18 protein-coding genes are annotated in these 17,116 nt (G+C 66.4%); 11 read left to right on the top strand and 7 right to left on the bottom strand.

All coding sequences use genetic code 11. From position 1 onward, the window contains the following. Nucleotides 1-25: 25 nt before the first annotated feature. Nucleotides 26-1,324, bottom strand: coding sequence for an amidohydrolase family protein (locus AC5Y5B_RS16860; protein WP_112631228.1), 1,299 nt, complete (start codon nucleotides 1,322-1,324; stop codon nucleotides 26-28). A gap of 401 nt (nucleotides 1,325-1,725) precedes the next feature. Between AC5Y5B_RS16860 and AC5Y5B_RS16855 the strand changes: the two genes are divergently transcribed. From AC5Y5B_RS16855 to AC5Y5B_RS16820, 8 genes are all read left to right on the top strand, one after another. Then, nucleotides 1,726-2,244 (top strand): carboxymuconolactone decarboxylase family protein, encoded by a 519-nt coding sequence (locus AC5Y5B_RS16855; protein WP_112631042.1) that lies wholly within the window; start codon nucleotides 1,726-1,728, stop codon nucleotides 2,242-2,244. Between the two features lie 17 nt (nucleotides 2,245-2,261). Beyond that, entirely contained in the window at nucleotides 2,262-3,539 is a 1,278-nt protein-coding gene (locus tag AC5Y5B_RS16850) for an aromatic ring-hydroxylating oxygenase subunit alpha (RefSeq protein ID WP_112631044.1), read from the top strand. Continuing rightward, a complete protein-coding gene (locus AC5Y5B_RS16845; protein WP_112631046.1) occupies nucleotides 3,523-3,846 on the top strand; it encodes a hypothetical protein in 324 nt (107 codons plus the stop codon). Before AC5Y5B_RS16850 ends, AC5Y5B_RS16845 begins: the two co-directional genes overlap by 17 nt. Before the next feature lie 3 nt (nucleotides 3,847-3,849). Next, complete coding sequence (locus tag AC5Y5B_RS16840) at nucleotides 3,850-5,070, top strand: metal-dependent hydrolase family protein (protein ID WP_112631048.1); 1,221 nt, start codon at nucleotides 3,850-3,852, stop codon at nucleotides 5,068-5,070. Further along, complete coding sequence (locus tag AC5Y5B_RS16835) at nucleotides 5,048-5,518, top strand: nuclear transport factor 2 family protein (protein WP_112631050.1); 471 nt, start codon at nucleotides 5,048-5,050, stop codon at nucleotides 5,516-5,518. Before AC5Y5B_RS16840 ends, AC5Y5B_RS16835 begins: the two co-directional genes overlap by 23 nt. Nucleotides 5,519-5,535: 17 nt before the next feature. Further along, nucleotides 5,536-6,633 carry an acyl-CoA dehydrogenase family protein gene (locus AC5Y5B_RS16830; RefSeq protein ID WP_112631052.1) on the top strand — a complete coding sequence of 366 codons (1,098 nt, stop codon included), beginning with the start codon at nucleotides 5,536-5,538 and terminating at the stop codon, nucleotides 6,631-6,633. A 74-nt stretch (nucleotides 6,634-6,707) separates the two neighbouring features. Beyond that, on the top strand, nucleotides 6,708-7,466 hold the full coding sequence (locus AC5Y5B_RS16825; RefSeq protein WP_240631648.1) for an acyl-CoA dehydrogenase family protein: 759 nt from the start codon (nucleotides 6,708-6,710) through the stop codon (nucleotides 7,464-7,466). A gap of 78 nt (nucleotides 7,467-7,544) precedes the next feature. Then, on the top strand, nucleotides 7,545-7,814 hold the full coding sequence (locus AC5Y5B_RS16820; protein ID WP_112631055.1) for a DUF4190 domain-containing protein: 270 nt from the start codon (nucleotides 7,545-7,547) through the stop codon (nucleotides 7,812-7,814). Between the two features lie 8 nt (nucleotides 7,815-7,822). On the opposite strand, the gene AC5Y5B_RS16815 is transcribed toward AC5Y5B_RS16820, so the two are convergent. Further along, on the bottom strand, nucleotides 7,823-8,998 hold the full coding sequence (locus AC5Y5B_RS16815; protein WP_112631057.1) for an acyl-CoA dehydrogenase family protein: 1,176 nt from the start codon (nucleotides 8,996-8,998) through the stop codon (nucleotides 7,823-7,825). Between the two features lie 242 nt (nucleotides 8,999-9,240). Here AC5Y5B_RS16815 and AC5Y5B_RS16810 point away from each other — a divergent pair, with 242 nt between their 5' ends. Both AC5Y5B_RS16810 and AC5Y5B_RS16805 read left to right on the top strand, forming a co-directional pair. Beyond that, nucleotides 9,241-9,891: a TetR/AcrR family transcriptional regulator gene (locus tag AC5Y5B_RS16810; protein WP_112631059.1), complete on the top strand. Its 651-nt coding sequence runs from the start codon at nucleotides 9,241-9,243 to the stop codon at nucleotides 9,889-9,891. Nucleotides 9,892-10,126: 235 nt separating this feature from the next. Continuing rightward, a complete protein-coding gene (locus tag AC5Y5B_RS16805) occupies nucleotides 10,127-10,975 on the top strand; it encodes a mycofactocin-coupled SDR family oxidoreductase (protein WP_112631060.1) in 849 nt (282 codons plus the stop codon). 3 nt (nucleotides 10,976-10,978) lie between these two features. On the opposite strand, the gene AC5Y5B_RS16800 is transcribed toward AC5Y5B_RS16805, so the two are convergent. Then, nucleotides 10,979-11,395: a DUF5313 domain-containing protein gene (locus AC5Y5B_RS16800; protein ID WP_112631061.1), complete on the bottom strand. Its 417-nt coding sequence runs from the start codon at nucleotides 11,393-11,395 to the stop codon at nucleotides 10,979-10,981. Between the two features lie 20 nt (nucleotides 11,396-11,415). After that, complete coding sequence (locus AC5Y5B_RS16795) at nucleotides 11,416-11,907, bottom strand: MarR family winged helix-turn-helix transcriptional regulator (RefSeq protein WP_112631062.1); 492 nt, start codon at nucleotides 11,905-11,907, stop codon at nucleotides 11,416-11,418. Nucleotides 11,908-11,993: 86 nt separating this feature from the next. On the opposite strand from AC5Y5B_RS16795, the gene AC5Y5B_RS16790 reads away from it, so the two are divergent. Continuing rightward, nucleotides 11,994-12,824: an SDR family NAD(P)-dependent oxidoreductase gene (locus AC5Y5B_RS16790; RefSeq protein ID WP_112631063.1), complete on the top strand. Its 831-nt coding sequence runs from the start codon at nucleotides 11,994-11,996 to the stop codon at nucleotides 12,822-12,824. A gap of 75 nt (nucleotides 12,825-12,899) precedes the next feature. Here the strand turns inward: AC5Y5B_RS16790 and AC5Y5B_RS16785 are convergent, their stop codons facing one another. Genes AC5Y5B_RS16785 through AC5Y5B_RS16775 form a run of 3 tightly spaced genes read right to left on the bottom strand, consistent with a single transcriptional unit; the run spans nucleotide 12,900 to nucleotide 17,116 of the window. Next, nucleotides 12,900-13,709: an SDR family NAD(P)-dependent oxidoreductase gene (locus tag AC5Y5B_RS16785; protein WP_112631064.1), complete on the bottom strand. Its 810-nt coding sequence runs from the start codon at nucleotides 13,707-13,709 to the stop codon at nucleotides 12,900-12,902. A gap of 6 nt (nucleotides 13,710-13,715) precedes the next feature. Continuing rightward, nucleotides 13,716-16,193 carry a CaiB/BaiF CoA-transferase family protein gene (locus tag AC5Y5B_RS16780; protein ID WP_112631065.1) on the bottom strand — a complete coding sequence of 826 codons (2,478 nt, stop codon included), beginning with the start codon at nucleotides 16,191-16,193 and terminating at the stop codon, nucleotides 13,716-13,718. Further along, nucleotides 16,139-17,116, bottom strand: coding sequence for an enoyl-CoA hydratase/isomerase family protein (locus AC5Y5B_RS16775; protein WP_112631067.1), 978 nt, complete (start codon nucleotides 17,114-17,116; stop codon nucleotides 16,139-16,141). The genes AC5Y5B_RS16780 and AC5Y5B_RS16775 overlap by 55 nt, the downstream gene beginning before the upstream one ends.

Genomic DNA, 17,116 nt, shown 5'->3' with positions numbered 1-17,116 from the left:
GGCGCGCGAATTCGTCGGTGGGGTGTCAGTCCTTGTTGCCGGTCAGGGCTTTCGCGTTGGCCGCGAAGTCCGCGAAGGACGAGCCGCCGCGGGTGTCCTTGCCGTGGCCCTGGGCCTTGATGGACACGTCGTGCCCCTCGGCGGCCTTGCGCAGCGCACCGACGGTCGCTTGTTCGCGCGAAATATGCGTGAACGGGTCGAACGAGTACCAGCGCATCGCGTTCTCGTGGGTCATCTTGTTGATCTCGTCGTCGGGAACGTTGTTCAGCGACAACACATCCCACAGCTCTTCGGGGGCGCCGGGCCACATCGAGTCGCTGTGCGGGTAGTCGGCTTCCCAGCAGATGTTGTCGATGCCGATCATGTTGCGCAGCGCCACTCCGACCTTGTCGCTGATGAAGCAGGTCAGGAAGTGGTCGCGGAAAACCTCGCTGGGCAGCTTGCCCTTGAAGTCCTGGTGCGTCCAGGCGGAGTGCATTTCGAAGGTGCGGTCGGCGCGCTCAAGGAAGTAGGGAATCCAGCCGGTTCCGCCCTCGGAGAGCGCGATCTTGAGGTCCGGGTATTCCTTGATGGGCCGCGACCACAGCAGGTCCGCGGCGGCCTGCACGATGTTCATCGGCTGCAGCGTGATCATCACGTCCATGGGCGCATCCGGCGCGGTGATGGCCAGTCGTCCCGACGACCCGATGTGCACGTTCATCACGGTGTCGGTGTCGCACAGGGCTTTCCACAGCGGGTTCCAGTACTCGTCGTGGAAGCTGGGATAGCCCATCGCGGCGGGGTTTTCGGTGAAGGTCAGCGCATGCACACCCTTCTTGGCCACGCGCCGCACTTCGGCCGCACACGCCTCGGCATCCCAGATCACCGGGATCGCCATCGGGATGAACCGCGCCGGGTAGGCGCCGCACCACTCGTCGATGTGCCAGTCGTTGTAGGCCTGCACCAGCGCGATCGAGAAGTCGTTGTCGTCGGTGGCGAACAACCGTCCGGCGAAGCCGGGGAAAGACGGGAAGCAGATCGAGGCCAGGATGCCGCCCGCGTTCATGTCCTTGACGCGCTCGTCGACGTTGTAGCAACCGGGCCGGATCTCGTCGAGGCCCGTCGGCTCGATGCCGTACTCCTCCTTGGGCCGCCCGGCCACCGCGTTGAGCGCGACGTTGGGAATGACGGTGTCGCGGAACTTCCACATGTCCGACCCGTCGGCGTTGTGTACCAGCCGGGGCGCGTCGTCCTGATACTTCTTCGACAGGTGGTTCTTGAACATGTCCGGGGGCTCGACGGTGTGGTCGTCGACGCTGATCAGAATCATGTCTTCTTTGTTCATGGCCGTCCCTTCCATCGGATCCACCGGATCGATTAGAGCCTCGGCGAATCGCTGTCCCGTGCCAAGATCACTAAATTGAAAACTATCTTCTCGCCAGGCGAGAATCAACATCCAGCGGTTGCTCGGCGGCGCCGCAGCCTCCTGACCAGCGGCCGAACGCGCAGGCTCATCGCCCCTCGGTCGCGCGGCGATGCGGTGAGGTAGAACCCCGGGTCGGCACACCGGCACGCCGCCGATTGCCGCCGTATAGACGGGGGCGGCGGCGCGGGGACCGAGCGAGCAAGGGCGGGGGCCGCGCCCGCGTCGGAGCGGCACGCCGGCATTGACCGGACGCACGTTTCGTGCCAGTCTGTTAGTTGCAAATGAGAATCCGATTCTCTTTCACCGAGAGGACACTGCCGATGCGCTTGCAGCCGCTCCCCGCCGACCAGTGGGACGAGGCGACCCGGCAGGCGCTCTCGGCGATGCGTGGGGCGGACACCAACAATGCGCTCTCCACGCTGGCCCACCATCCCGCGCTGGCCAAGGCGTTTCTCCGGTTCAACGTTCACCTCCTGATGTCGTCCACCCTGCCCGCCCGCATCCGCGAACTGGCCATCCTGCGGGTGGCCCATCGCCGGCAGTGCGCCTACGAGTGGTCGCACCACGTGCGGATGGCCAAGGACGAGGGCATCACCGACGAGCAGATCGCGGCGTTGGAGCGGGGCGAGGGCGCCGACGCGTTCGACCAAGCCGTGATCACCGGGGTCGACGAGCTCGACGAGAAGTCGGAGTTGTCCGACCAGACCTGGGCGGCGCTCGGCGAGCGCCTCGATGACCAGCAACGGATGGATTTCGTTTTCACGGTCGGCTGCTACGCGCTGCTGGCCATGGCCTTCAACACTTTTGGCATCCAGCCCGAACACGCCGAACAGCACTGACAAGAGGAGTAAGAACCTTGCCGCACTTCGCCAAGCCAGCCGCCGGCAGCTGGACAGAAAACTACCCCGAGTTGGGGACCGCGCCGGTCGATTACACCGACTCGATCGATCCCGCCTTCTTCGAGGCCGAACGCGACGCCGTCTTCAGGAAGACGTGGCTCAACGTCGGCCGGGTCGAGCGCCTGCCGCGCACCGGCAGCTACTTCACCAGGGAGCTACCCTCGGCCGGCAAAGGCACGTCGGTCATCATCGCCAAGACCAAGGACGGGTCGGTCAAGGCGTACCACAACGTCTGCCGCCACCGCGGAAACAAGTTGGTGTGGAACGACTTTCCCAACGAGGAGACCTCCGGCACCTGCCGCCAGTTCACCTGCAAGTACCATGCCTGGCGCTACAGCCTCGACGGCGATCTGACCTTCGTTCAACAGGAAGAAGAGTTCTTCGACCTCGACAAGTCCAACTTCGGCCTGGCATCCGTTCGCTGCGAGGTGTGGGAAGGCTTCATCTTCATCAACTTCGACGACAACGCGGCGCCGCTGACCGACTACCTCGGGCCGCTGGCCAAGAGCATCGAGGGCTACCCGTTCGGTGAGATGACCGAGACCTACTCATACCGGGCCGAGGTCGGCAGCAACTGGAAGCTGTTCATCGACGCGTTCGTCGAGTTCTACCACGCGCCGATCCTGCACCAGGGTCAGTACACCAAGGAAGAAGCCGCCAAGATTCAGAAGTTCGGCTACGAAGCGTTGCACTACGAACTGGCCGGCCCACACAACCTGCAGTCGACCTGGGGCGGTCAGGCACCGCCCCCGGACATGTCGATGGTCAAGCCGATGGACCAGGTGCTGCGCAGCGGGCTGTTCGGCCCGTGGGACAAGCCGGAGATCATCGAGAAGCTGGAGCTGCCACCGGGTGTCAACGTCAAGCGGGTCCCGCAGTGGGGCATCGACTCGTGGCTGTTCTACCCGAACTTCATGCTGCTGATCTGGGAGCCGGGCTGGTATCTGACCTACCACTATTGGCCGACCGCGGTGGACAAGCACATCTTCGAGTCGACCCTGTATTTCGTGCCGCCCCGCAATGCGCGGGAACGCCTGGCCCAGGAGCTGGCCGCGGTGACGTTCAAGGAGTATGCGCTGCAGGATGCCAACACCCTGGAGGCGACCCAGACCATGATCGGCACCCGGGCCGTCAAAGAGTTCCTGCTCTGCGACCAGGAAGTCCTGATCCGCCATCTGCACCACACCACCGCCAACTACGTCAAGGAGCACCAGCGCAATGGCGCTACCGTCTGAATTCGCCGCCCTCGAGCCCTTTTTGGAGTGGGACCTGGCCACCGAGCCCGAGCGCTACGCCAAACGACTGGCCTCGACGATGCCCCAGATGCAGGAGTTCTACGACGTCGCGTTCCCGTTGCTGAACGACGTCATCGCCTACTGCGACAAGTTCCCCCTGGATGACATGCCGGATGACGCAAAGACGTTGATGCACATGATGCAATCGCTGGTCATGGTGTCGTTCCCCATCGAGGCGTGGAAGCAGCCACGCGTGCCGGACAGCGGTGCGGCATGGGTCGAAGTGATCCGGGAACCGGTGATCTAACCGGTGCTGACGCTCAAGGCCGCAGGGCTGCTCGACGTTGATAGCGGCGAGATCGTTCGGCCTGGCATCCTCACGATCGAGGACGACCGGATCGCCCGCGTCGGGGGCGACCCCGAAGGCGACATCATCGACCTCGGCGACGCGATCCTGTTGCCGGGTCTGATGGACATGGAAGTCAATTTGCTCATGGGCGGACGGGGCGAGACGCCCGGGCTGTCCCAGGTTCAGGACGACCCGCCGACGCGGGTGCTGCGCGCGGTCGGCAACGCCCGACGCACGCTGCGCGCCGGTTTCACCACCGTGCGCAACCTGGGATTGTTCGTCAAGACCGGCGGCTACCTGCTCGACGTCGCCCTGGGCAAGGCCATCGACGCGGGCTGGATCGACGGGCCCCGCATCGTCCCGGCCGGCCACGCGATCACGCCCACCGGCGGGCACCTTGACCCGACGATGTTCGCCGCATTCATGCCGGGTGCCCTCGAGCTCACGGTCGAAGAGGGCATCGCCAACGGGGTCGACGAGATCCGCAAGGCGGTGCGCTACCAGATCAAGCACGGCGCCGAGTTGATCAAGGTGTGCGTTTCCGGCGGCGTCATGTCGCTCACCGGTGAGGCTGGGGCGCAACACTATTCGGACGAGGAACTGCGCGCGATCGTCGACGAGGCGCACCGCCGTGGGCTGCGTGTCGCCGCCCACACGCACGGAGCGGAAGCGGTCAAGCACGCGGTCGCGTGCGGCATCGACTGCATCGAACACGGGTTCCTGATGGACGACGAGGCCATCCAGATGCTGGTCGACAACGACAGGTTCCTGGTGACCACCCGCAGGCTCGCCCAGGCGATGGACGTATCTCGCGCCCCGAAAGCGCTGCAGGACAAGGCCGCCGAGATGTTCCCCAAGGCCGAAACCTCGATCAAGGCGGCCTACGAGGCCGGTGTGAAAATCGCGGTCGGCACCGACGCCCCGGCCATCCCGCACGGCAAGAACGCCGACGAGCTCGTGACGCTGGTGGAATGGGGCATGCCGCCGCTGGCGGTGCTGCGGGCCGCCACCATCACCGCGGCCGAGCTCATCAACAAGACCGACCGGGGGCGCCTCGCGCCCGGCCAGCTCGCGGATATCATCGCGGTGCCGGGAAACCCGTTGGAAGACATCACGGTTACCCAGCGCGTCAGCTTCGTCATGAAAGGCGGCAAGGTCTATGTCGACGCCCGATCAGCCTAAGAGCGGCCCGACCCGAACTGATGACCTGGTCGAGATCCAGCAGCTGCTCGGCCGCTACGCGGTCACCATCACCCAGGAGGACATCGAGGGTCTGGTCGCCGTCTTCACTCCCGACGGCACCTACAGCGCCTTCGGTGAAACCTACAGCCTGAGCCGATTCCCGGAATTGGTGGCCGCGGCCCCAAAGGGCTTGTTCCTCACCGGAACCGCGGTGATCGACCTCGACGGGGATGCGGCCACCGGCACCCAACCGCTGTGCTTCATCGACCACGCCACGCACGACATGCGGATCGGTTACTACCGCGACACCTATCTGCGAACCGGCGATGGGTGGCGACTGAAGACCCGAGCCATGACCTTCATCCGCCGCAGCGGTGTGCACGACTCCGGGCGCCCGCACGCCATCGGCCGCCCCGCCGGTGACTCCGCGGCCCAGGCAGCGACTTAAGGAGCCGACCCATCGAAGTGAATGTCGAGCAGTTCCGGGCCGACCTGCGCGCATGGCTCGACGACAACGATCTGACCCCCGGGCCCGATCACTCGCTGCAGGGGCACATGCGGCAGTTCGCCCGGGTCAGCCGCGCGCTCTACGACGCCGACTGGATGCGGTTCGGCTGGCCCGTCGAGGTCGGCGGGCTGGGCGGGCCCGCCGTGCTGCGCGCGATCGTCGGCGAAGAGGTGGTCGGTCGCCGGCTGGCCGAACCCGGCCCCTATTCGATGCTCGAGGTGCTCGCGCCCACGATGATCGATTACGCCCCCGCCGAGCTCGCCAAGGAAATGGTGCCTCGACTGCTCAGTGGGGAAGAGCAATGGTGCCAAGGCTTTTCCGAGCCTGGGTCGGGCAGTGACCTGGCCTCGCTGACCACCCGTGCGACGCAGCAAGGCGACAACTGGATCGTCAACGGGCAAAAGGTCTGGACCAGTTTCGCACAGTTCTCCACCCGGTGCGTCCTGCTCACCCGCACCGCGCCCGGGCACGACGGAATCACCGCGTTCTTCGTCGACCTCGACACCCCGGGCATCACCATCCGCCCGCTGCGCACGATGCACGGTGTCGACGAATTCTGCGAGGTGTACTACGACGACGTGGTGATTCCGGCCAGCCGGATGCTGGGCAAGCCCGGGGACGGCTGGCGACTGGCCATGGACCTGCTGCCCTATGAACGCTCCGCCTGCTTCTGGCAACGGATCGCCTATCTCTACTCGCGTTTCGACGACCTCATCACCACGGCGTCACAGACCGGCGGACCCGACGAATCCGCGCTCGGCGCAGCCTATCTGGCGCTTCACACGCTGCGCTGCCGATCGCGTGCCACCCAGCATCGCATGCGTGACGGGGCCCGGCTGGGGCCGGACACCTCCATCGACAAGGTGCTGCTGGCCACCGCGGAGCAGCGGCTCTACGACACCGTCCGCGACGTCTTGCCGGGAACACTCGAGCTCGAGGACACACCGTGGCGTTCGGAATACCTGTATTCGCGTGCCGCGACGATCTACGGCGGCACCGCCGAGATTCAGCGCAATATCATCGCCCGCCGGCTACTCGATCTCGGGAAGGAGTGAACGTGACCCCTTCGCCGGACACCGAATCCGATCCCGAATCGCTGCGCCTGCTGGCGGAGTCGCTGCGGACGACGATGACGGCCGCCTCGGGAGCCAAGCTCGACGCGGCGCTGACCGAGCTCGGCTGGCGCGACATGCTCGACGAAATGCCCGACATCGCAATACCTCTGGTGTTCAAACTGCTCGGCGAGACCGGCGCGCACGCTCCCGTGCTCAACGACGTGGTGCTGTGCGCGGCGGGCGACGCGCCCGGGGGCACGCTGCCGCTGCCGTTCGCCGGCGGCACCTGGGTGCTGTGGGAGCGCCGTGACCACACCGACTCGGCGATCGACGAGCTGCTGCCAATACACCCTGTGCCGCAACACGATTCCCTGCCGACCGCCGCGCTGCATGCGGGGTGGCGAGCCCTGGGATGGTGGCTGGTCGGCACCAGTCGCGCCATGCTGACCCTGGCTCGTCAACACGCCGTGGACCGGGTGCAGTTCGGTCGGCACATCAGTTCGTTCCAGGCGATCCGGCATCGGCTGGCCGAGGCGCTGGTCGCGATCGAGGGTGCCGAGGCGACGCTGCAGGCCGCCACGGAATGTGATGACCCCCAGGGGCTGGCTTCGCTGCTGGCCAAGGCCGCGGCCGGCCAGGCGGCGCTGACCACCGCGCGTCACTGCCAGCAGGTGCTCGGCGGCATCGGCTTCACCGCCGAACACCCGCTGCATCATCACGTCAAGCGGTCGCTGATCCTCGACGGGCTGCTGGGTAGTTCACGAGAATTGACACGTCAGGCCGGCAAGGCGGTCGTGGCGACCGGCTCCGCGCCCCGGCTCGCGCAGCTGTAACGGCCGGGCCCGCACCCCACCGCCCGCCGAGCATGAGATGCTTCGCGGGGGCGATAGCGCCCTGGGAGGTGGGACGCAATGAGTCAGGCGCAGACACCACAAAACCAGTTCGGCGTCGCCTCGGTGTTGCTGGGCCTGGTCGGACTCATCACCTGCTGGCTGCTGCTCGGGGTGCCCTTTGGCATCGCGGCGGTGGTGACCGGCGATATCGCCCGGCGGAGGGTGGCCCGCGGCCAAGCGGACAATCGCCGAACGGCCGTGGCCGGCATGGTCTTAGGAACGATCGCGATAGTGGCGGGACTGGTGGCGATCGGCTACTACGCCCGCCTTGATGCCCGAAACCACTGACGCACAGATCAATTGCGCGGTAACCCCAGCACGCGTTCGGCGATGATGTTGCGCTGAATCTCCGACGTGCCACCGGCGATGGTGGCGGCGAAGGTGCGTGTGTACCGGTCAAACCAGCTGCCGTAGTGGCTGTCCAGGTTGAGCGGGGCGAACGGGGCGGTGACCCCACGCAGCGCCAGTCCCTCGGCGTCCTTGGCGGCCAGCGCGTCCTCACAGGCGCGCTGCATCGCCTCCGAGCCGAGCAGCTTGAGCACCGACTGGGCGGGCACGTCCTCTTCGCCGCGCGCGGCTTTGGCCAGCGTCGCCGACCCCAGTAGCCGCATCGCGTAATAATCCATCACCAGCGTCGCGTATCGATCCCGCTGCACCGGGCCCGAAGGACTCGACTCGACGGTCATGGCGTGCAGCATGTCCGCGTAATCCAGCCACAGCATCGCGCGTTCGTGGCCGAGCGAACCGGTCGCGACGCGCCAGCCGGCGTTGAGCTCCCCCACCAGGTTCTCGGCCGGCACCCGGGCGTCGGTGAAGAAGACCTCGTTGAAGTCGACGTCTTCGATGTCGCCGACCGAGGCGAACGGGCGCCGCACCACACCGGGGATGTCGGTGGGGATCAGTAAAGCGCTGATCCCCTTGTGCTTTGGCGCGTCCGGATCAGTGCGCACGAATGTCAGCAACACGTCGGCGTGATGTGCACCCGACGTCCACACCTTCTGCCCGTTGACGACGAAGTGGTCTCCGTCGAGCACCGCGCGCGTCTTCAGCGAGGCGAGATCCGAGCCCGCGCCGGGTTCGCTCATCCCCAGCGACGCGGTGATCTCCGCGCGCAGGATCGGCACCGCCCAACGCTGTTTCTGTTCGGGCGTGCCGAACGACAACAACGACGCCGCGATGATCCCGACACCCTGCGGATTGAAACTCTGATAGATCCGCCGGCGCGACAACTCTTCGGAGTACACGTATTGCTGCAGCAGCGTCGCGTTGCGTCCGCCGAACTCCGGCGGATTGCCGGGCTGTAGCCAGCCGCTGTCGAACAACAGGCGTTGCCATCGGCGGGCCCACTCCGGGATGTCCGAGCTCGACCGCGGTCGCACCAACGCCTCGGCCTCGGCAGGCAGATGCGCGTCGAGGAAAGCAACGAATTCGGCTCGGAACGCCTCCACGTCGGCGTCAAATGTCAGCTGCACAGCACTTCCCGGGATAGTCCTGAGCACTCCCACGCGTCGGTAGATCAGGGTTTCCGCCGACGACGTGGTTCACTCTTGCGATTAAGCTTCCATACACACGTCTAAGAGAATAGTATTCTCGTGGTAAGAAAGTTACAATCTCCGACACGTGATCCGTGAGGGGGTCGAGCGCAGCGATGTCACGGCGTTCTCCGGTAGAGTCCAACCATGTTCTCCCCGCGCGGCAATCACCTGAGTCGGCCGTGACCAATCCAAGCGAAGAGCCGGCCTGGAAGCAGCGTGCGGTCGAGCGGTCGATCAAAACGGCGAAATTGCGTGCGGCGCAGCGTGTTCAGCGCTTCCTCGACGCCGCCCAGGCCATCATCATCGAAAAGGGCAGCACGGACTTTACCGTGCAGGAGGTCGTGGACCGCTCCCGCCAGTCGCTGCGCAGCTTCTACCTGCAATTCGACGGCAAGCACGAGCTGCTGTTGGCGCTCTTCGAGGACGCGCTGAGCCGGTCGGCCGACCAGATCCGCGCGGCCACCGAGAACCAGGCCGACCCGCTGCAGCGGCTGCAGGTCGCCGTTCAGCTGCTTTACGAAGCGTCCCGCCCGGACCCGACGGCCAAGCGTCCACTGTTCACGGACTTTGCCCCTCGCCTGCTGGTGACGCATCCGGCCGAGGTCAAGGTCGCCCACGCGCCCTTGCTCGCGTTGCTGACGGAACTGATGGACGCGGCGCATGACGCCGGCAAGCTGCGCACCACCATCAATCCCAAGCGGGTGGCCGCCATGACCATGCAGACAGTGATGTTCATCGCGCAATCCAGCGGCGGCCCCGACGACGCGACGACCCATCCCATCACCGCCGAAGAGGTGTGGGATTTCTGCTCACGCGGATTCGTCGCGTAGCACCCCGAACGCGCCCGCGTTCTCCCGTTTCTCACCATGAGCAAATAGCGCACGCCGTTTGCCGGTGAGAATGAGATTCTCTAATATCTAGAATCACAAATAGCCGAAACGGATTCGTCATTGACACCCGTGACGGCCGAATGACAGAGTTCAAGGGCGGCAAGACCCGCGGTCCCGAACGCATCGTTCGCCGGCGCAGGCGTGCCGACAGATCAAGTCAGGAGTTGAGGTAGCCATGACCGGACGTGTTGAGGGCAAAGTCGCTTTCGTCACCGGAGCGGCGCGCGGTCAGGGCCGCAGTCACGCGGTGCGGTTGGCCCAGGAGGGCGCCGACATCATCGCCATCGACATTTGCAAGCCCATCCGCGAAGGCGTCGTGGACACCGCGATCCCGGCATCGACACCCGAGGACCTCGCCGAGACCGCCGACCTGGTCAAGGGACACAACCGCAGGATCTTCACGGCCGAGGTCGACGTGCGTGACTTCGACGCGCTCAAGGCGGCGGTGGACACCGGGGTCGAGCAGCTCGGCCGGCTCGACATCATCGTGGCCAACGCCGGGATCGGCAACGGCGGTGAAACGTTGGACAAGACCAGCGAAGAAGACTGGACCGAGATGATCGACATCAACCTGGCCGGGGTGTGGAAAACCGTGAAAGCCGGTGTGCCGCATCTGATCGCGGGCGGCAACGGCGGTTCGATCATCCTGACCAGCTCGGTGGGCGGGCTCAAGGCCTACCCCCACACCGGTCACTACGTCGCGGCCAAGCACGGCGTCGTCGGGCTGATGCGCGCCTTCGGAGTTGAACTGGGACAACACATGATTCGCGTCAACTCGGTGCATCCGACCCACGTCAAGACGCCGATGCTGCACAACGACGGCACCTTCAAGATGTTCCGCCCCGACCTGGAAAACCCGGGGCCCGACGACATGGCGCCGATCTGTCAGCTGTTCCACACGCTGCCGATCCCCTGGGTCGAGCCGATCGACATCAGCAACGCGGTGCTGTTCTTCGCCTCGGACGAGGCTCGCTACATCACCGGCGTGACCCTGCCCATCGACGCGGGTAGCTGCCTCAAGTAGCCGCTAAAAGGGGCTGCTGTTCGACTGCCATTCGGCCGATTCGGGTCGCGGGCCATAGCGACGGACGTAGTCCTCGTGCATCCGTGCCTGTTTTTGCCGGTTGAGCACGTCGACCAGGTTCGGGTCCAGCCCATGGACGGCCAACCGGTGCCGGCGCCAGACCTTGTTCAGGGCAAGGGTTATCAGCAACGCCCAGATGTAAAGCGGCGCCGTCATCTCCGTGTGCACATAGAGCGAGGCGGGCAGCAACCAAAACGGGGCGAGGACCAGCAGGGGCGGTATGGCCCACCTGATCATGTGCCGGCGAATGGCACCCTCCCCGGCCAGATCGCGCGCCACCCAGTCACGCATCGAGTCGGGCAGTCGCCGGCCGTAGGCATAGCCGATGCGCTGCCAGAGATTGGGTTTTGCGGCGGTCATAATGGCTCCTCGCGGTGATGTCAGGATTGCAGTGCGCCCGCCGCCACGGCGGCGGCGTTGATTCGGGTGAGTACTCGATGCAGGTTCTCGAGTTCGGACAGCTCGACACCCAGGCGCGCCACGACGGCGGGCGGAATCGCAAGTGCCTTCTGCCGCAACGCGATTCCGCGTTGCGTGAGCGTCACATCGGTGGTGCGCTCGTCGGCGGGATTCTTCGCACGAGTGATCAGCCCCTGCCCCTCCAAGCGCTTGAGCATTGGCGACAGCGTCGCGGAGTCCATCTGTAACGCCGCGGCGATCTGCTTGACCGACAAGGGAAACTGGTCGGCCCCGGGCGTCTTGCGGTGATCCCACAGTGCCAGCATCACCAGATATTGCGGATGGGTCAGCCCGAGCGGCTCGAGGAGGGGTCGATACACCGCCAACACCGCCCGGTTGGTGGTCGCCAGCGCGAAGCACACCTGGTGTTCCAGGGCCAGCGGATCGATGTGGCGAATGGTCGGGGCGGCCATCACTACATCGTGCCCTAATAGTTAGCGTGCTACCTACATGATGTCCCTCACACCGTCCACCGCGGGAGGTAATACGCTCGGCAGCTATGGACGATTTCCAGGGACGCGGGGCAGTCATCACCGGCGGTGCAAGCGGCATCGGTTTGGCCACCGCCACCGAATTCGCCCGCCGGGGGGCCCGCGTTGTGCTCTCCGACGTCGATCAGCCCGCACTGGAACAGGCGGTGAATCGGCTGCGCGCCGAGGGGTTCGACGCGCATGGGGTGCTCTGCGACGTCCGGCACCTCGAGGAGATGGTTCACCTCGCGGACGAGTCGTTCCGGTTGCTCGGCCAGGTCGACGTCGTGTTCAGCAATGCGGGCATCGTCGTCGCGGGACCGATGGCCCAGACGAACCACGACGACTGGCGCTGGGTGATCGACATCGACCTCTGGGGCTCGATCCATGCCGTCGAGGCGTTCGTCCCGAGGCTGATCGATCAGGGCACGGGCGGACACATCGCATTCACCGCGTCCTTCGCCGGGCTGGTGCCCAACAACGGCCTTGGTACCTACGGCGTCGCCAAGTACGGGGTCGTCGGACTCGCCGAAACGCTGGCCCGCGAGCTCAAGCCCAACGGCATCGGGGTTTCGGTGCTGTGCCCGATGGTGGTCGAGACCAAGCTGGTCTCCAATTCCGAACGGATTCGCGGCGCCGACTACGGACTCTCAGCGTCGCCCGAGGGCGCCTTTGGGACACTGCCGACCCAGGACGAGGCGGTCGGCGCCGACGACGTCGCGCGGTTGACGGCCGATGCGATCCTGGCCAATCGGCTGTACGTGCTGCCGCACGGGGCCGCCCGGGACTCGATCCGTCGCCGGTTCGAGCGCATTGACCGGACCTTCGACGAACAGGCCGCCGAGGGCTGGACGCACTAGGTTGATGGCGGCGCCCCGTCCCCCGCGGGCGGAAGGTGCCCCCGGCGCCCGGCTTCACCGCACCCGCGACCGCCGCTAGGGCGTCGGGCCCAGCCGGTAATCACCGGTCTGGGGGTCGTGATACCAGCCGCCGGCAGCGTGGGTGCCGCCGTCGACGTGCAGCGTCTGACCGGTGAGGTAGACCGACATGTCGGAAGCCAAAAACACCGCGGTGCCGGCGATTTCGTCGACATGACCGGGACGCCCCAGCGGCACGATGTCGGCCATCGCCGCCGCCGCACCGTCGCTGTTGAGCGCGGCCAGGCCCTCGGTGAGCGTGATATCGGGCGCTATCGCGTTGACCCGGATGCCGTGCGGCGCCAACTCCAGGGCCGCGGTCTTGGTGTAGTTGATGACACCCGCCTTGGCCGCGGCGTATGCCGCATAGCCCGGTGCGGCTCGCACGCCTTCGATCGACGTCACCGAGATGACGCTGCCGCCAACACCGGCGGCCACCATCTGCCGGGCAACTCGCTGGGTGCAGAGCAGCACGTGGCGCAGGTTCGCCTTATACAGTGCGTCCCAGCCGTTTTCGCTCGTGTCGAGGAGGGCCGAGGAGAACACGCCGCCGGCATTGTTCACCAGGATCGTCGGCGCGCCCAGCTCGGCGCTGGTGCGCTCCAGGGCGGCGTCCACCTGGGCGGCGTCTCGGACGTCGGTGACGATTCCCAGGGCTCCGATGGCGTCGGATGCCTGGGCGCAGGTCTGCGGGTCGCGCTCCCAGATCGCCACCCGCGCACCGAATGCGGCCATGCCGGCGGCGATGCCGCGACCGATGCCCGCTCCCCCGCCGGTCACCACCGCGACGCGGTCGGTGAGCAGAATGTTCGAGGGGTCGATCGCCATCGTCGTTCAGCTCCGCGCGTGCATCGCCGGTGCGCTGCCGATCACACCGTCGGCTTCCAGTTCGGCGATCTCCGAATCCGACAAGCCCAGCCGGGACAGCAGTTCGTGATTGTGCTGCCCCAGCAACGGCGCATGCGCGGTGTGGAACTTGTCGGGCCCCGTCGAGAACCTCATCGGCACGGTGCTGAGCCTAGCCGGACCGTTGACGGGATGGTCGACGACTTCGAAGAAGTCCCGGAATGCCAGCTGTTCGAGCTCGGCTTGCCGGTGCGGTTGCATGACCTTGGCCACCGGCACGCCCGCGTCCCACAGGGTTGCGACGATTTCGTCGCGGGTGCGGTGCTCGCACCAGGCGGCGAGTCGCTGGTCGATTCGATCCTCATGCAGCCGCCGGCCCGCCTCGGTCGAGAGCGCGGGATCGGTTGCCCACGAGGGTGATCCGATCGCCCGGGCCAGATTGGCCCACTGCGCGTCGGTGGTCACGGCGATTGCGACCCAGCTGTCGGGCCGGCCGAACTCGTCGATGTCGGCGCTGAGATAGAGGTTCTGCGGCGCGGCGGTCGGTCCTCGGTTGCCGGCGCGGTGCAGCACGGCCCCGTACGCCGAGTACTCGATCACCTGCTCGGCGGCGATGCTGAGCGCGGCATCGACCATCGCCGCTTCGACGAACACGCCCTCGCCGGTGCGGCGCCGGTGCTCGAGCGCGAGCAGTATCGCGTTGAGCGCGTGCACCCCGGCGTTCGGATCGCCGATCGAATACGGGTCATACGGCGTGCGATCCGGGTAGCCGGTGAGCCAACTCACCCCGGAGGCCGATTCGATGACGTAGGCGAACGCCGGGTTGTCACGCCACGGTCCCTCGATGCCGAAGCCCGGCATCCGCACCATCACGATGTCCGGCCGAATCAATTGAGCGGCTGCGAAATCCAGGCCGATCTGGTCGAGCACCCGCGGCGTGAAGTTCTCCACCAGCACGTCGGACGTCGCGACGAGCTCACGCAACAATTCCCGGCCCCGCGGACTCTGCAGGTCCAGGGTCAGCCCCTTCTTGTTGGTGTTGAGTGCCTCGAAGATCGGCGACTTCTCCCACCACCGGTCCTCGGTGAGCGGTATGCCGGCGATCATCCGCGTGCCGTCGGGACGGCGGGTGGACTCGACGTGGATGACCTCGGCGCCGAGCAAGGCCAGCGAATGGGTGCAGCACGGGCCCGCCCAGAACGTCGTCAGGTCCAGCACCCGGATGCCGCTGAGCGGCAACGCCTTCGCGGCTCCGCTCGGCGTAGGCCGCGGCCGTAGCTGCGCGGCGCGGTAGTGCTCGGTGTGCTCGCCCAGCCGCGGCGCCGGCTGCGGTTGGCGTAGCCGCGCGGGCCGCATGCGGTACGGGTGGCTGGGCTGCTGGAAGCCGTCGCGCGGATTGCGCACGAATGAATCGCGCTCCAGGAACTGATCGAACGAGGTCACGTTGGCGCCGTTGGCGACGGGCGCGTTGGGGATGCGGAATGCCGAGGCCAGTTCCCGGATTTCGTCGACCGGGGTGTCGGCCAGCCAGGCGAAGATCTCCTCGGCGTGGATGTTCGCCTGCTCGGTGATCGACAGCGGCGATTGCTCGTCGATCCACTCGGGATGGCCGACCATCGCGCACAAGTCGAACCACTGCTGGGCGGTCCCACACCCGAGATCGACCAGGCCGTCCTTGGCCTGAGCCACTCCCGGAATCGTCGGCCGCCGCATGTCTCGCCACGGCCGCCCGAGCAGTTCGAAGTAGGAGACCGGGTAATAGGTCAGGCACAGGATCTGCGTCTCGAGCATCGACAGGTCCAGCAGTTCCCCTGGGCCGCCGTCGATTCGGCGCCATCGGGATGCCAGGGTGGCCACGCTCGCGTAGACGCCGGCCAAGTATTCACCGACCTGACCGCCGACGAAGACCGGCGGACGCTCCTGCTCGCCGCGGCCCAGCCCGACGATTCCCCCCGACCAGGCCTGCAGCGTGAACTCGGTCGCCGCGCGGTCGCGCCAGGGGCCCTCCAGGCCGAACGGGGTGATGGAGGTGACGACGAGATGCGGGTGCCGGGCATGGATGGCGCGCGGCGTGAAGGCCGGGTGCGCGGCGATTTCGGAGCCGGCTGACCACACCACCGCGTCCGCGGCGCCCAGCAGCCGGTTCACCAGTTCGGTGTCGTCGTCGCTGGCGGGATCGGCAACGACGCTGTGTTTCGCCCCGGCCAGGAAGCTGAACAGGGCGCCGTCGCGGCCGGTCGGGATGGCGGCGCCCGAGGCCGACCATGTCCGCAGCGAATCACCCTCTGGTGGCTCCACTTTCACGACACTGGAGCCGCCGTCGGCAAGCAGCTTGGTGCAGTAGGCCCCCGCTATCCCGGTGGTCAGGTCGATCACGGTATAGCCGGCAAGCGGCGGTTCGATGTCTGCCACTACTTCTTTTTCTTCGCTTTGGCTTGTTTGCGCGCCTTCTTGCTCAGCCGCCATTCGGCGGGGAACTTGTCGTCGTTGTCCTTGACCGCGTCGCCCAGGCCCCGCTGCATCGCGTCATCGAGCATCAGCTCGTCGCCCGCGTCCGGGCGGACGCTGCCTCCCAACGACTCGAATACGCCGCTGAGCATGCTGCCCAGGTATTCGCCCTGGAACTGCTTCATGATCTCGAAGAAGACCTTCTGCATGAAGACCGTGTCGGTGGGCCGGTTACTGGCGCAGGCGAGCGCGTATTTCCCCACCTCCGCCTCGAGTTCAGCCCGCGGCACCACGCTGTTGAGGAAGTTGCAGTCATACATCTCCGCGGCGGTGAAAGCCCTTCCGGTGAACACCATTTCCTGAAACTTCCGGATGCCCATGGTCTGCGCCCACCACCACATGCGCGGTCCCCAGCCGTAATAGCGAAACGACGGGTGCCCGAACAGCGCGTCGTCGCTGGAGATCACCAGGTCGGCATCCGCGGCTTGGTAGAAGTGCCAGCCGTAGCAGTAGCCTTTGGCCTCGAGGATGCTGATCTTTTTGAAGTCCTGCAGGCCGCGGATGCCCGAGTTCGGGTTGGCATACCACTGGCCGAGGGTGGCGCCGTTCCGGAACGACCCCTGCGGCGGATATCGGACCTCGTCGGCGCCGATGCGGTACTCGGCGAGCCGCGGGCCCTGGTCGGTCGCGTCGCGCATCTGCATGACCTCGGTGAGGTCCGCGCCCGAACCCAGGTCGTCGCCGGCACCGCGGACCACCAGGACCTTGACGTCGTCGTCGATGTTGGCCCGGTGCAACAGGTCTGCGTAGCGCACCCGCGCGGCGACCGTCGGCGCATTGAGATAGTCCGGCCGGTCGAACGTGATCGTGGCGATCCGCGTCGTGGTGTCCTTGTCGTAGCGGATGATCTCCTCGGCCGCCGGCTCCGAGCGCTTGGCCAT

Source organism: Mycobacterium sp. NGS33 (assembly GCF_059812885.1).
This window is presented reverse-complemented; position numbering and strand designations above follow the sequence as displayed.

Excerpts from the sequence above, each read along its gene's own strand:
- AC5Y5B_RS16860 (WP_112631228.1), bottom strand. The coding sequence starts at position 1,324 with ATGAACAAAGAAGACATGATTCTGATCAGCGTCGACGACCACACCGTC.
- AC5Y5B_RS16855 (WP_112631042.1), top strand. The coding sequence starts at position 1,726 with ATGCGCTTGCAGCCGCTCCCCGCCGACCAGTGGGACGAGGCGACCCGG.
- AC5Y5B_RS16845 (WP_112631046.1), top strand. The coding sequence starts at position 3,523 with ATGGCGCTACCGTCTGAATTCGCCGCCCTCGAGCCCTTTTTGGAGTGG.
- AC5Y5B_RS16835 (WP_112631050.1), top strand. The coding sequence starts at position 5,048 with ATGTCGACGCCCGATCAGCCTAAGAGCGGCCCGACCCGAACTGATGAC.
- AC5Y5B_RS16825 (WP_240631648.1), top strand. The coding sequence starts at position 6,708 with ATGACGGCCGCCTCGGGAGCCAAGCTCGACGCGGCGCTGACCGAGCTC.
- AC5Y5B_RS16820 (WP_112631055.1), top strand. The coding sequence starts at position 7,545 with ATGAGTCAGGCGCAGACACCACAAAACCAGTTCGGCGTCGCCTCGGTG.
- AC5Y5B_RS16805 (WP_112631060.1), top strand. The coding sequence starts at position 10,127 with ATGACCGGACGTGTTGAGGGCAAAGTCGCTTTCGTCACCGGAGCGGCG.
- AC5Y5B_RS16800 (WP_112631061.1), bottom strand. The coding sequence starts at position 11,395 with ATGACCGCCGCAAAACCCAATCTCTGGCAGCGCATCGGCTATGCCTAC.
- AC5Y5B_RS16795 (WP_112631062.1), bottom strand. The coding sequence starts at position 11,907 with ATGGCCGCCCCGACCATTCGCCACATCGATCCGCTGGCCCTGGAACAC.
- AC5Y5B_RS16790 (WP_112631063.1), top strand. The coding sequence starts at position 11,994 with ATGGACGATTTCCAGGGACGCGGGGCAGTCATCACCGGCGGTGCAAGC.
- AC5Y5B_RS16785 (WP_112631064.1), bottom strand. The coding sequence starts at position 13,709 with ATGGCGATCGACCCCTCGAACATTCTGCTCACCGACCGCGTCGCGGTG.
- AC5Y5B_RS16780 (WP_112631065.1), bottom strand. The coding sequence starts at position 16,193 with ATGGCGGCTGAGCAAGAAGGCGCGCAAACAAGCCAAAGCGAAGAAAAA.
- AC5Y5B_RS16775 (WP_112631067.1), bottom strand. The coding sequence starts at position 17,116 with ATGGCCAAGCGCTCGGAGCCGGCGGCCGAGGAGATCATCCGCTACGAC.